The sequence below is a fragment of the Streptomyces sp. NPDC057638 genome, assembly GCF_042800315.1.
GTDB lineage: Bacteria > Actinomycetota > Actinomycetes > Streptomycetales > Streptomycetaceae > Streptomyces.
Genome location: NZ_JBHVHF010000042.1, coordinates 1 through 14258, shown reverse-complemented (window position 1 = coordinate 14258; position 14258 = coordinate 1). Strand labels below are relative to the sequence as shown.

Genomic DNA, 14258 nt, shown 5'->3' with positions numbered 1-14258 from the left:
CTCCGAAATCGTGCCGCGGTGCTTCCCCCGGTGTGATCTCAACCCTCGCACGGCCCACTGACAACGGCGGGCGACACCTCGGTGGCCGGTCAGGAGACCGGGCGGGAGTCCGCCCACTCCGTCTCGAACTCCTCCCGGTAGGTCTGGAACAGTCCGTGCTCGCCCTCGGCTCCGCCGCGCATGATCGAGCGCCCGCCGCCGCGCAGGACCAGGACAGGCGCTTCCATGCCCCGGGCCCGGCGGAGGTAGCTCTGGATGACGGCGATGCCGTCCGGGCCGTCGCCGTCGACGAGGTAGGCGGTGAAGCGCGGGGTCTCGTCGAAGACGTGGATCTCGAACGCGCCCGGGTCCCGCAGCCGGGAGCGGACCCGCCGCATATGGAGGATGTTCATCTCGACCGTGCGGCTCAGCTCGCCCTTCCTGATGTTCAGCTCCCGCTCCCGGCGCTTGACGGCGCTGCTGGCGGGGTTGAGGAAGAGCAGGCGCACCCGGCAGCCGGATTCGGCGAGGCGGATCAGCCGGCGGCCGGAGAAGTTCTGCACCAGCAGGTTGAGCCCGATGCCGACGGCGTCGAGGCGGCGCGCGCCGCCGAAGAGGTTCTCGGCCGGGATCTGGCGCTGGAGCCGTACCCGGTCGGGGTGGACGGAGACCACGTCCGCGTACCGGTCGCCGACCAGGTCCTCGACCGCGTCGACGGGCAGCCGGTCGGCGGAGGGCACCCCGGCGCCACCGCCGAGGATGTCCAGCAGCCGCCCCGAGGCCCGCTCGGCCTGGGCGAGGACGGCCTCGTTGAGGGCCCGGTTGCGGGAGACCACGTTCCGGGTGACTTCCAGTTCGTCCAGGGCCAGCTCGACATCGCGGCGGTCGTCCACGTACGGCTCGAAGCACGGCCAGTGCTGCACCATCAGCTCTCTGAGCTGGGGCAGCGTCAGAAAGGAGAGGACGTTGTCGTCGTTGGGGTCGAGGAGGTAGCCCTTGCGCCGGGAGACCTCGCGGACGGCGACGGCCCGCTGGACCCACTCCTGTCCGGCGGGTCCGGCGGCGGCGACCACCCAGTCGTCGCCGTGGACCGGTTCGTACACCGGCCGCAGGACGGCGGCGACGACGGCGCGCAGCCGCTGTTCCACCAGGTTCAGCCAGATGTAGGCGCGTCCGGCCCGCTGGGCCCGGGTGCGCACCTCGCTCCAGGCGTCGGGGCCCCACTCCAGCTCAGCGCCGATCTCCATCGGCCTGGCCAGGGAGACCGCGCCCGGCGGCGGATCTGCGGGAATCCCGTCGTGCCCCGTGTCACCGGGGGGTAGCTCCAGCCCTCCCGAGCTCACCCGCGCACCGCCTTCCCGTCCCCCACCCAACGATCAAGGAAGACTACTCCGCCCGCGCTACCGGGTGCAGCCCGATCGCGCCAGCCCATTTCCAACTCCCTTGTACCCCGCGGAGGTTCCTCCTGGCGAACTCCGGTGAAGTGAGCGGATTCATAGCGGTACGGAGCGGATGCCCCGGGCGGGGGACACGCCCGAACCCGATGTTGACCGCGTCGCCGACGGCCACGGAGGGCAACGGCGGCGATACTTTCGGCAGAGATCCGGGCCAAACGGGTCCCCGAGCGCCGGGTCGGAAGGGGAAGGGTTCACCCATGCAGGTCTGGCCGGGACAGGCGTATCCCCTGGGCGCCACCTATGACGGCGCGGGCACCAATTTCGCGGTGTACTCCGAGGCCGCGCGGCGGGTGGAGCTCTGTCTGCTGCACGAGGACGGCTCGGAGACGGCGGTGGAGCTGCGGGAGAGCGACGCGTTCGTACGGCACGCGTATCTGCCGGGGGTGATGCCGGGTCAGCGGTACGGCTTCCGGGTCCACGGCCCGTACGTACCGGAGCGCGGGCAGCGCTGCAACTCCGCCAAGCTGCTCCTCGATCCGTACGCCCGTGCGATCAGCGGACGGGTCGCCTGGGACGAGGCGGTCTACGGCTATCGCTTCGGGCGGCCGGACTCCCGCAGTGACCTGGACTCCGCCCCGCACACCATGACCTCCGTCGTGGTCAATCCCTACTTCGACTGGGGGGACGACCGGGCGCCGCGCACCGAGTACCACCGCACGGTGATCTACGAGGCGCATGTGAAGGGGCTGACGATGCTCCATCCGGAGCTGCCGCCCGAGCTGCGCGGACGGTACGCGGCCCTCGCGCACCCGGCGGTGATCTCGCATCTGACCGAACTGGGGGTGACCGCGCTGGAGCTGATGCCGGTGCACCAGTTCGTCGATGACCACCGGCTGGTCGACGCGGGGCTGCGCAACTACTGGGGCTACAACACGATCGGTTTCTTCGCGCCGCACAACGCGTACGCCTCCTGGGGCGAGCGGGGCGAGCAGGTGCTGGAGTTCAAGCAGGCGGTCCGGGCGCTGCACCAGGCGGGCATCGAGGTGATCCTCGACGTGGTCTACAACCACACCGCCGAGGGCAACCACCTGGGGCCCACCCTCTCCTTCCGGGGGCTGGACAACGCCTCGTACTACCGGCTGGCGGAGGACCGGCGTCACTACACCGACACCACGGGCACCGGGAACTCGCTGCTGATGCGCAGTCCCCACGTACTCCAGCTGATCATGGACTCGCTGCGGTACTGGGTGACGGAGATGCGGGTCGATGGCTTCCGCTTCGATCTGGCGGCCACGCTGGCACGCCAGTTCCACGAGGTCGACCGGCTCTCCTCCTTCTTCGACCTGGTGCAGCAGGACCCGGTGGTGAGCCAGGTGAAGCTGATCGCCGAACCCTGGGACGTGGGCGAGGGCGGCTACCAGGTGGGGAACTTCCCGCCGCTGTGGACGGAGTGGAACGGCGAGTACCGCGACACCGTACGGGACCTGTGGCGCGGCGAGCCGAGGAAGCTGGCCGAGTTCGCCTCCCGGCTGACCGGCTCCTCCGACCTCTACCAGGACGACGGGCGGCGGCCCCTGGCCTCGATCAACTTCGTCACCTGCCATGACGGGTTCACCCTGCGCGACCTCGTCTCGTACGACCACAAACACAACGAGGCCAACGGCGAGGGCAACCGCGACGGTGAGAGCCACAACCGGTCCTGGAACTGCGGGGTGGAGGGCGAGACCGACGATCCCCGGGTACGGGAGCTGAGAGCGCGCCAGTGCCGCAATCTCATCGCCACCCTGATGCTCTCGCAGGGGGTGCCGATGCTCAGCCACGGCGATGAGTTCGGGCGCTCCCAGGGCGGCAACAACAACGCCTACTGCCAGGACGGCGAGCTGTCCTGGGTGCACTGGCCGTCGGCGGGCGGGGACCCGCGCGGTGACCTGGTGGCCGGGACCGGCGCGGCGGCGCTCCCGGGCTACGGGTCCGGGGCCGGGGCGGCCGGGGACCGCTCGCTGCTGGAGTTCACCCGGGCGATGGTGTGGCTGCGCCGGGACCATCCCGTCTTCCGCCGTCGCCGCTTCTTCCACGGCCGCCGGGTGGAGAGCCTCGCGCGCGGCGCGGCGGAGGCGGCCGAGCTGGCGGACATCGCCTGGTTCACCCCTCAGGGCCGGGAGATGACCCAGCGGGACTGGGACGCGGCGCACGCGCGGGCGATGACGGTCTTCCTGAACGGGGACGCGATCTCGGAGCCCGGCCCCCGGGGCGAACGGATCCGGGACGACTCCTTCCTGCTGATGTTCAACGCCAGCGCGGTGGAGCTGGAGTTCCTGGTTCCGGTGCACCAGGGCGAACGCTGGCAGGTGGTCGTGGACACCGCGTGCCCCCAGGGCATCGAGCCCCACACGGGCGACAAGGTGACGGCGGGCGAGCTGATGAGCCTGGTGGAACGGAGCCTGGTCGTCCTGCGGCGGCTCGTCTGACGTGCGGTGAGGAGGATGTCGATGGCCGGGCTTCGGCGGCGACTCGCCTGACGCGCCGACGACGGTGGCGAGGCTCGGCTGACGCGCCGACGGCGGTGGCGAGGCTCGGCTAACGCGCCGACGGCGGTGGCGACGGCCGGTCCCGCGTCGGCGCACTGCCCTCCTCGGTGGACCCGGTGGACTCTGCGCACTCGCCCGCCGGGCCGAGCGCGTCGAGTTCGGCGGCGGCCTCGGTCTGGCGGGGGTGGTGGTGGGCGGTGAGCGTACGCAGGGCGGCGGTGAGGGTCGTACGGGCTTCCGCCGGGCGGTCGAGACGGCGCAGGACGCGTCCGAGTTCGAGCTGGGCGGGGCCGCTCCATCCCGACATGTCCGTGTCCTCGAAGTACTCGCATGCCCGCCGTAGCGCGACCTCCGCCTCCTGCCACTGGCCGAGGGCCGCGTAGTCACTGCCCAGGTGCCGCGAGGTGACGGCCTGGTAGACGGCGAGCAGCTGAGGAGCGAGGCCGGGGATCCCCTCCCGGCAGATCCCCAGGCTGCGGCGGTGGATGCCGAGGGCTTCCCCGGGGCGGCCGTGCGCGCACAGCGCGTCGCCGAGGGTGTTGAGAGTGGTCAGCTCGGCGAGTCGGCCCGGGAGTGAGGGGTTGTCCCGGTGGCAGTCGGCGGACGCGCGCAGCCGGGCGATGGTCTCGTCCATCCGGCCGAGCCGGTGCAGCGCGCCCGCGCCGTATCCGAGGGCCCAGCCGGTCTGGAGCGGGTCGCCGCAGGCGCGGGCGGCGGTGAGCGCGGCGTCGGCGGCTTCGAGGGCGGCGTGGGGCTGGTGGGCACAGACGTTGTGCGCCCAGGCGAGGTAGTTGAGGTGGGTGGCTTCCTCGCGGGTGCTGCCGAGGGCCCGGCCGGACGCGGCGGCGGTGCGGAAGACGTCGACCCACTGGGGCCAGTGCTGGGTGAGGTCGGAGAACCAGTGCATGGCCTCGGCCGCGTCGAGGACCTGCCGGTGCCACCCGGCGGTGTGGGCGTGGTGGAGGGCGGCGAGCCACTGGTCCCGTTCGGCCTCCAGCCAGGCGCGGGCCTGGTCGCGGTCGGCCGGGGCGGTGGCGGGGTCGGGGTCACCGGCGGGGGCGCTGTGGTGTTCGGCGTCGAAGTGGAGGGCGGCGGCGGTCGCGCGGGCGAGCGTCCAGCGGGCGGTACGGTCCTGGGCGGCCTCCCGGGTCGCCGGGTCGTCCTCGACCGCCGTCCGTTCGGCGGCGAAGAGCCGGAGGAGGTCGTGGAAGCGGTAGCGCTCGGCCGTGGGATCGGGCAGGAGCAGCCCGTGGTCGCAGAGTTCCTCCAGTCGGAGCCGGGCGTCGCGGGGCGGGATACCGGCGAGGAGGGCGGCGGTCTCGGGGCTGACATCGGGGCCCGTGGCGAGGGCGCAGCGCCGCAGCAGCAGCCGGGAGGCGGGGTCGAGCCGCCGGTAGGAGAGCGCGAAGGCGGCGCGGACCGCCAGGTCGCCCGCCCGGAGCAGATCGAGTCGGTGTTCCTCGCGGGTGAGGAGGGCGGCGAGTTTGGCGAGGGACTCCTGGGGGCGGGCGGCGAGGCGCTGTCCGGTGATCCGCAGGGCGAGCGGCAGATGCCCGCACGCCTCCGCGAGGTCGCGGGCGGCCTGCGCCTCGCGGGCGACGCGCTCCGCCCCGACGACACGGGTGAGGAACTCGACGGACTCCTCCCGCCGCAGGAGGGGGAGGTCGACCCGGTGGACGGATTCAAGACCGGTGAGACTGTTGCGGCTGGTGACGATGGTGAGACCGGAGCTGGGGAGCAGGGGCCGTATCTGCTCCTCGTCAGTGGCGTTGTCGAGGACGAGCAGCGGACGGCGGTTCGCGGTGAGGGTACGGAACAGGCCCGCCCGGTCCTCCAGCTCCCGCGGCAGGGACCGTTCGGCGACCCCGAGGGCGGCCAGCAGCCGGGCGAGCGCGTCTTCCGGCCGGACGGGTTCGGTGTCCATCGCGCGCAGGTCCAGCGAGAACCGCCCGTCGGGGAACCGGGGCGCGAGGTGGTGCGCCGCGCGGACGGCGAACGCGGTCTTCCCCAGCCCGGGCGCGCCCGCGACCACGACCACGGGCGGATGGGCGGAGTCCGCTCCGTCGGCCAGGGCCTCCAGGGTGGCGAGGGCGGCACCGCGCGCCGTGAAGTCACCGGTGTCCCGGGGCAGGGAGAGCAGACCCGCCACCGGAGCGGTCGCCGGAGCGGTGTCCGGGCGGGTACGCGACCGGCCCGAGGCCGCGTCGGACCGGGTACGCGACCGGCCCGAGGCCGCGTCCGCCTCCAGGCGCCCGGCCTCGTCGGCGTCCAGCTCCAGCGCGCGGGCGAGGGCCTGGACGGTTCTGCGCTGCGGCCCCGGGGTGTGCCCGCGCTCCATGTCCGTCAGCGCCCGCACACTCACCCCCGCGCGGTGGGCGAGCCGCTCCTGGCTGAGACCGGCACGCAGCCGCAGATCGCGGAGCCGCCGCCCGAAATCGCCAGACGCCGTCGTGGTCATGTCTCCCCTTGGCTCCGCCCCTGGCAGGGGCATGACGGTCTGGCAGAAGTATCGCCCATGTACTTCTGCCAGTCGTTCCGCCTGGTCACGGCGGTGGGCCGCTGCTGGAGTGGGGCATGAGGTGTGCTCCCCGCCACGCGGAACCGTGGTCGCCGCGAGGGCCGTCGGGACGCGCCGCCCCCTGTTGAGAACCCGGCCGAAAGGCGCTCCCTTGTCCTTTTTCATCAGATCCGTCCCCTCGCGGCCTCCGGCCGCCGGGCCGGTCGGCCCCCCGCAGGCCGGATCAGGGCGAACGGCGGCCTCCGGCCGTTCCGGGATTCCCGCGGGCTCCCGGCCCTCCGCGCTGGCGTGCGTCCTGGCGCTGCTGGCCGGGCTCGTCGCCGTCCTCGCCGCCCCGGCCCCGGCGGTGGCCCTCCCGGCGCCGCAGGACACCCGGGTGGCCACCCAGAACATGCAGCGGAAGACGGAGCTGTGGGGCGCACGTGTCGCCCTGCTGGCCCAGAACTTCGATGTGGTCGCCCTCCAGGAAGTGCCCTGGCGGCGGGATAGCGACGCGACCTCCCCGTCCCATGGCTGGATGATCCCCCGCCCGCCGGACCGCCCGGACACGGCGATCGTGCGCCTCACGGATCGCGGACCCGGCCAGCTGCTTCCGGCCCTGCCGTCCACCGTCACGGAGTACCGCTGGAACACGGGCACGTTCAACAATCCGCACTGGGTCTTTCTCTATCTGATGCGGACGTCGTCCGCGTCGGACCAGAACGAGCTTCCGGTGGGGATGATCACGTCGGAGCGGGTCTGGAACGCCCTGGACGTGCACCACCCCGCCCATCTGCCCGGTGACCGGGGCAGCGCCCGCAACGCCCTCGTCCTGCTCGACGACCAGCACCGGATGGCGTACGCCTCGTACCACGCGGACGCCTATCCGAACAACCACGGCCATCGCATGGTCGAGCGAATAGCGGCCGAGGTCACCGCCGTGGGGAACCAGAACGGCGGCCAGCCGTGGAACTGGACCGTCGTCGGCGACTTCAACCGGAACCCGACCACGATGGAGCAGAACTTCCCCCAGAACAATCCGCTCGGCGCCCACGTCATCTACGCGCGGGACGCGGCCAACCGCCCGGCCCGTACGCATGAGGGAACGGGGGAAGGCGCGCTGGACTACATGGTCACCTCCGCTCCCCAGAACAACTGGTTCCATGCCAGGACCATCAACACCCACGGCGGTGCGAGTTCCGGCAGCGACCACTTCTCGGTGGCCTTCGGTGGCACGCTGCAAGGCGCGGCGGAGGCCCGGGACAACTTCGTCGTCGAGAACAATGACACCGAGGAGTTCATCACCGAGAACGGGTTGGCCCGCACCCCGATCCACCGGAGGCTGGATTTCTCCCGGAGCCAGATCTTCTCCCTGGGCGACTACGTCAATTACCAGGGCGTCAGCTACTTCACCATCATGACCGAGGCTCTCCCCACGAGGGCCTACATGGTCTCCGGCCGGGAGGGAACGGTGGGAATCCAGCCCGGCTGGGGTTCCGCCGGGGCAGCGGCCGGCAGCGCGGTCTCCAACCTTCCGTTCGACGCCTATCTCTGGCGCCTTGAGGGCGACACCATCCGCAATGTGCACGGTCAGCGCCTCGCCATCGGCAACGACGGCCGGGTGTGGATGCACAAGCCCGTGCCCACCGAGCCCGACCGCGCGTCCTGGCAGCTGCATCGGGTGGACATGAACCACCGGGACACCGCGGGGTTCCCGGCGAACGCGGGTGAGCTGGTGAACCTCATCAGCGCGGAGACCTCGCGGTACCTGCGCGACGATCCCGCCACGGACAAGGCCGTCGAGGGCCAGCCGCGCGCCGGGCGGTCCACCAGCAGCGAGGACTGGTTCGTCCGCCCGTCGACCCTCTCCGGCACCATGCAGCTGGTGAACCAGGGGACGAAGGAGTGCCTGACCGGGGGGACGTTCGCGGGCGTGCCGTGGTCGGCCCTGACCCGGCCCTGCCCGGCTGCCACCAGCCCGGCGACGAGCCCGGAGGTGCAGATGACGTCATGGCAGTACGTGGGACGCCATATCCGCAACGCCACCTCGGGCGGGATCGTGGGACATGTCCCCGCGACCTCACCCGCCCAGGGGACCAACTTCACCGTCTACCCGGGTCACACCACCGAGTTCGACGTGACGCCCGCCATCCTCACGCATGACCCGGGAGAGCTGCGGAAGCTGGCGGTGATGCCGCTGGGTGACTCCATCACCCTGGGCGTGGGCAGCGGCGCCCGTACCGGGTACCGGCCCGCGCTGGCGCAGATGCTCGCCCAGGACGCCCCCGACGTGCGGTTCGTCGGCTCGATGCAGGACGCGGACGGCACCCGTCACGAGGGCCACTCCGGGTGGCGCATCGACCAGATCTCCGCGAACATCGACCGCTGGATGGCCGACGCCAAGCCCAATCTGGTGCTGCTGCACATCGGCACCAACGACATGAACCGCAACCACGAGGTGGCCACCGCCCCGCAGCGGCTGGCGGGACTGATCGACCAGATCCACGCCTCCTCGCCCCAGACGGCGATCGTGGTCGCCTCCCTCGTCCCGGCGGCCGACCGCACCGTGCAGTCACGGGTGGACGCCTACAACCGGGCCATCCCCGGCATCGTCGCCGAGCGCGCCCAGCGCGGCTCCCGCATCACCCAGGTCAGCATGGGCACGCTGACCGTGGCGGATCTCGACGACAACCTCCACCCCAACGACAGCGGCTACCGGAAGATGGCGGCCTCCTTCCACGGCGGCGTCGTCACCGCCGCCCGCAACAAGTGGATCGACGAGAACGTCACCGTCAAGCCCGCCCCGCCCGGCTCCGGCAGCCCGGCCGCGGCCGGTGACTACCGCGTCGACATCAACGGCGACGGCCGCTCGGACTACCTCGTCGTCGAGGACAACGGCGCGGTGCGCGCCTGGACCAGCTCCACCACGGCCACCGGCACGGTGAAGTGGACCGACCAGGGCGTCATCGCCTCCGGCTCCGCCCAGTGGACCGGTGAGCAGGTCCGCTTCGCCGATGTCGGCGGCGACGCCCGCGCCGACTACCTCGTTCTCTCCCCCAACGGCGCGGTGCGCGCGTTCGTGAACACGGGCGGCGACGGACGGGGCGGCTGGCGCGACGACGGCATCATCGCCTCCGGCTCCACCGCCTGGAACAGTTCCCAGGTCCGCTTCGCCGACATCGGCGGCGACGCCAAGGCCGACTACCTCATCGTCTCCGACCGGGGCGCCGTGCGCGCCTTCATCCACTCCACCACGGCCACCGGCACGGTCAAGTGGACCGACCAGGGCACCGTGGCCACCGGGTCCACCCGCTGGACCGCCGAGGACGTCCGCTTCGCCGACATCACCGGAGACGCCAAGGCCGACTACCTCATCGTCGGTGACACCGGCGCGACCCAGGTCTACACCAACAGCACCACGGCCACCGGTACGGTCAAGTGGACCGACGAGGGCACCGTGGCCACCGGCTCCACCCGCTGGACCGGCGAGCAGGTCCGCTTCGCCGACGTCACCGGAGACGCCAGGGCCGACTACCTCGTCCTCGCCCCCAACGGGGCCCTGACCGCCTACGAGAACATCCCCGGCACCGGCGACAAGCCCGTGCACTGGGAGGACCTCGGCACCATCGCCACCGGCACCGGCAGCCCCGCCGTCCGCGTCCGTATCTGACCCACCGATCCATCCACCGGGCGGTGGACCCGGTAGTCCACCCGACGGTCCGCCATCCACCGGGCGGTGGACCCGGTACAACTCCACACTCCACATGACGGGTCCCGGCATCACGCATGCCGGGACCCGTCCGCCGTCCCCAGGGCAGCGGCCCGTCCACCGTGCGACAGGCACCGGCGCGCGGGACCTCCGCGCGCCCCCTCGTGCGCCGGTCGACCCGCCCCGGACCACCCCTCACCCGATCGGCGGCCGACGCCGTGTCAGAGAAGGCCCGTCACTGGGTACGTACGTTCGCATGAAGCCCACCGCCACCTACCGCCTCCAGCTCCAGCCGGACTTCCCGTTCCCGGCGGCCGAGGCGGCCGTGCCGTATCTCGCCGGGCTCGGGGTCTCCCATCTCCACCTCTCGCCGGTGCTGGAGGCGGTGCCGGGGTCGACCCATGGCTATGACGTCACCGATCCCACCCGGGTACGGGAGGAACTGGGCGGCGAGGCGGGGCTCCGGGCGCTCGCGGCGACGGCGCGCGCCCACGGGCTCGGGCTCGTCCTCGACATCGTCCCCAACCACATGGCCGCCGCACCGGAGCACAACCACGCCCTCTGGGCGGCGCTGCGGGACGGGCCCTCCTCCCCGTACGCCCGGTGGTTCGACATCGACTGGGCGGCGGGCGGGGAGCAGGTGCTGCTGCCGGTCCTGGACACCCGGATCGGCGCGGCGCTCGGCTCCCTGCGGATCGACGGCGAGATCCTGCGCTACGGGGACCGCCGCTTCCCGCTCCGGCCGGGCACGGCCCATCTGCCGCTGCCCGAGCTGCTGGACGCGCAGTGGTACCGGCTCGCGTGGTGGCGGCTGGGCCGCACCGAGCTGAACTACCGGCGCTTCTTCACCGTCGCCGACCTGATCGGGGTGCGGGTGGAGGATCCGGAGGTCTTCGAGGCCACCCACGCCAAGATCGTGGAGCTGGTCCGGGACGGTGTCGCCGACGGGCTGCGGGTCGACCACCCCGACGGACTGGCCGACCCGGAGGGCTATCTGACCCGGCTGGACGAGGCGACCGGCGGGGTGTGCTGGACGGTGGTGGAGAAGGTGCTCACCGGCGCCGAGCGGCTGCCCCCGGGCTGGCCGGTGGCGGGCACCACGGGCTATGACGCGCTCTACCGGATCGACGGCGTCTTCACCGACCCGGACGGCAGCGCCGCCCTGGTGCGCCACTACCGGGAGTACACGGGGGTCGCGGCCGACCGGGGCGGCTTCTGGGAGGCGACCGTGCGCCGCGCCGCCCACCGGGTGATCACCCATGAGCTGTCCGCCGAGACCACGGCCCTGACCCATGTCGCCGCACGGATCTGCGCCCGGGACCCCGGGCTGCGCGACCACGCCTGGTGGGCGCTGCGCGCCGCCATCCGGGAGCTGCTGGTGCGGATCCCCGTCTACCGTCCCTACCGGCTCGGCGCCGACGAGGTGCTGACGGTGCGCGCGGCGGCGGGCGCCAAGGCCGTGTTCACCGTCGCCGAGGAGAGCGCGGCGGTCGATGTGGTGCGCGACCTCGCGCTCGGCCGTCTCGGCGGTGGCCAGGACGGTCCCGACCACGAGACCTTCCGCGCCCGCTTCGCCCAGACCGCCTCCGCGCTGCACGCCAAGGCGGTCGAGGACACCGCGTACTACCGCTATACGCCGCTGCTGTCCGCGAACGAGGTCGGCGGCGACCCGGGCGCGCCGGCCGTCGGTCTGGAGGAGTTCCACGCCTACGGTGAACGCCTCGCCCGCGACTGGCCCACCACCGGCACCGTGCTCACCACCCATGACACCAAGCGGAGCGCCGACGTCCGGGCGCGGATCACGGCGCTCTCGGAACGGCCCGAACTGTGGGCCGCCTTCCTGGCCCAGATCACCGAGGAGACCGGTATCCGCGCCCCCGACCCGCATGCCGCCTGGGTGGCGTGGCAGACGGCGGTCGGCTTCGGCTTCCCCTACAGCGACCGGCTGTGGCGCGCGCTGCTCAAGGGCGCGCGCGAGGCCGCCCTGCACACCACCTGGACCGAACCGGACGAGGCGTACGAGAAGGCCCTCGCCGACTTCGTCCGCGCGGGTCCCGGCGGGCGCCCGCTGGCGTCCGTGGCGCGCTTCGCCCGGGAGCTGGCCCCCTCGGTGCGGGCCGTCACCCTGGGCAGCACGCTGCTGCATCTGACCATGCCGGGCGTCCCCGACCTCTACCAGGGCACCGAGGGCGAGTATCTGGCCCTGGTCGACCCGGACAACCGCCGCCCGTTCCAGCCGCTGCCCGAGGGCGTACGGGCCACGGAGAAGACCGCGCTCACCCGCGCCGCCCTGGCCCTGCGCCGGGAACGCCCGGACGCCTTCAGCCAGTCGGGCACCTATGTGCCGCTGCGCGCGAGCGGCCCGGCCGCCGACCACTGCCTGGCCTACTGCCGTACGGGAGAGGTGGTCGCGGCCGTCACCCGCCTGCCCGCACGGCTGGAGCGCGCGGGCGGCTGGCGCGGCACGGAAGTGACGCTGCCGGAGGGGCGCTGGACGGACCCGCTCGCCGGGGGCCGGGAGTGGCCGGGGGGCGCCCCGGTGGCGCTGGCGGAGCTGTTCGCCAGCCGCCCGGTGGCCCTGCTGAGCCGGACCCGGACGGCCCGGACGGAGACACCCGGCACCGCCATCACCAGCGAGAACCCCCTGGACGACTGAGCAGGAGTTCGATTACGGTGATCAGCACGCCCTGACGACGGAAAGGAGGCGAGTGCCGTGTTCATCCCCAGCAACCCGCGCTCCCGCTCCGTCCGTCCGGCGTTCACTCACTGACTCCGGGAGCGCACCACCGCCTTCCCGAAGGAATCTCCATGACCTCTCTGGTCCTGCGTACGCTCACCGAGAGCGACGCCCATCTGTTCCACTCCCTGCCCGACCCGCTCGGCATCGGTGCGGCGCTCACCGGCTACTCGCACCGGCCCGAGTGGCGGCGGGTCGCCCTGCGCGATGGCGTGGTCGTCGCCCGTGCCGCCTGGTGGGGCGGGCCGGACGACACCGTTCCGCTGAATCTGAACTGGTTCGATGTCGCCGAGGGCGAGGAGGAGGCGGGCGCCGAGCTGCTGCGCACCGCCCCGCACCAGGTCGAGTACCTGCTGATCCTGCCCGACGGCTGGCGCGAGGACCCCGCGCGCCGGGCCGCCGCCGAAACCCGCCGCCGCGCCGCCGAGGCGGCCGGGATGCGGGTGCTCGTGGAGCGCTACCAGTACCGCTGGACCCCGGCGTGCGGGCTGCCCGAGCGGCCGGGGCGCCTGGTCTTCCGGCCGGGGCCCAGCGACGAGGAGATGCTCCACGCCCTGCGCCTGGTCCACACCGGCACCCTGGACGCGCACGCGCTGCGCGCCATCGAGGAGGGCGGACTGGACCAGGCCGCCCAGGAGGAGCTGGACTTCTTCCACTGGTGCCCCTCGCCCCGCTCCTGGTGGCAGCTCGCCTACACCCCCGGCGGGGAGCTGGTGGGGCTCCATGTGCCCGCGCGCAACCAGGCGGGCATGATCGTCGGCTATATCGGCGTGGTGCCCGGGCAGCGGGGCCACGGCTACGCCTACGACCTCCTGGTGGAGTGCACCCACTTCCTGGCCGAGCGGGGCGCGGAGTTCATCGCCGCCGCGACCGACCAGGGAAATGTGCCCATGGCCCGGCAGTTCGCGAAGGCGGGGTACCCGGTGGTCCAGGAGCGGGTCCACTTCGTGCCGTAGCGCGCCCCCAGGTGTGAGGCCGACGACCGGTTCGAACCGTTGATCGGGCGCGGGGGTGCCCACAGCCTCCGGGCACCCCCGCGCCGGACGACGGTTACGGAACGTTCTGCCCGCTCCGCTTCCTCCGGGAAGCGCCTCCCGTGGGTGGTTCGGGAGACCCGCACCCGTCCTCGGAGGCGCCTTGGCTGTCGCTCCTCTGGTCAGACCCGGCTCAGGGGACTCGGCCGAGATGGATCACGTTGACGCGGATCTCGCGGTCGTTGATCTCGTACATCACCCGGTAAGCACCGATGTGGATACGGAGCATGTCCGGGCTGCCGAAGGCACCTCTAGGTCGTGTCTTCAAAGTCCCGTCTGCCCGTCGTGCCCTGGCACGCACGCTCGCCGCGTTGTCGTCGGTCGCGATGGCTCCGCCATCGCTCCCTCCTCCGCCTTGCGATCGCACGCACCAGACC

General features: G+C 72.6%; 7 protein-coding genes. 4 read left to right on the top strand and 3 right to left on the bottom strand.

The window, feature by feature from the left end:
- Positions 1–89: 89 nt before the first annotated feature.
- Positions 90–1322: an SAV2148 family HEPN domain-containing protein gene (locus ACFVIM_RS08870; RefSeq protein WP_384299973.1), complete on the bottom strand. Its 1233-nt coding sequence runs from the start codon at positions 1320–1322 to the stop codon at positions 90–92.
- 311 nt (positions 1323–1633) lie between these two features.
- On the opposite strand from ACFVIM_RS08870, the gene glgX reads away from it, so the two are divergent.
- Positions 1634–3844, top strand: a complete 2211-nt coding sequence (gene glgX, locus ACFVIM_RS08865; RefSeq protein WP_384299972.1) for a glycogen debranching protein GlgX — start codon at positions 1634–1636, stop codon at positions 3842–3844.
- A gap of 109 nt (positions 3845–3953) precedes the next feature.
- On the opposite strand, the gene ACFVIM_RS08860 is transcribed toward glgX, so the two are convergent.
- Positions 3954–6362 (bottom strand): ATP-binding protein, encoded by a 2409-nt coding sequence (locus tag ACFVIM_RS08860; RefSeq protein WP_384299971.1) that lies wholly within the window; start codon positions 6360–6362, stop codon positions 3954–3956.
- A gap of 211 nt (positions 6363–6573) precedes the next feature.
- On the opposite strand from ACFVIM_RS08860, the gene ACFVIM_RS08855 reads away from it, so the two are divergent.
- The 3 genes from ACFVIM_RS08855 (at position 6574) to ACFVIM_RS08845 (ending at position 13803) form a co-directional block, all read left to right on the top strand.
- Positions 6574–10071 carry a GDSL-type esterase/lipase family protein gene (locus ACFVIM_RS08855; protein ID WP_384299970.1) on the top strand — a complete coding sequence of 1166 codons (3498 nt, stop codon included), beginning with the start codon at positions 6574–6576 and terminating at the stop codon, positions 10069–10071.
- A 295-nt stretch (positions 10072–10366) separates the two neighbouring features.
- On the top strand, positions 10367–12766 hold the full coding sequence (gene treY / locus ACFVIM_RS08850) for a malto-oligosyltrehalose synthase (RefSeq protein ID WP_384299969.1): 2400 nt from the start codon (positions 10367–10369) through the stop codon (positions 12764–12766).
- Positions 12767–12918: 152 nt separating this feature from the next.
- On the top strand, positions 12919–13803 hold the full coding sequence (locus tag ACFVIM_RS08845) for a GNAT family N-acetyltransferase (protein ID WP_384299968.1): 885 nt from the start codon (positions 12919–12921) through the stop codon (positions 13801–13803).
- 211 nt (positions 13804–14014) lie between these two features.
- Here the strand turns inward: ACFVIM_RS08845 and ACFVIM_RS08840 are convergent, their stop codons facing one another.
- Positions 14015–14248 carry a type II toxin-antitoxin system RelE/ParE family toxin gene (locus ACFVIM_RS08840; protein ID WP_384299993.1) on the bottom strand — a complete coding sequence of 78 codons (234 nt, stop codon included), beginning with the start codon at positions 14246–14248 and terminating at the stop codon, positions 14015–14017.
- Between the last annotated feature and the right edge of the window lie 10 nt (positions 14249–14258).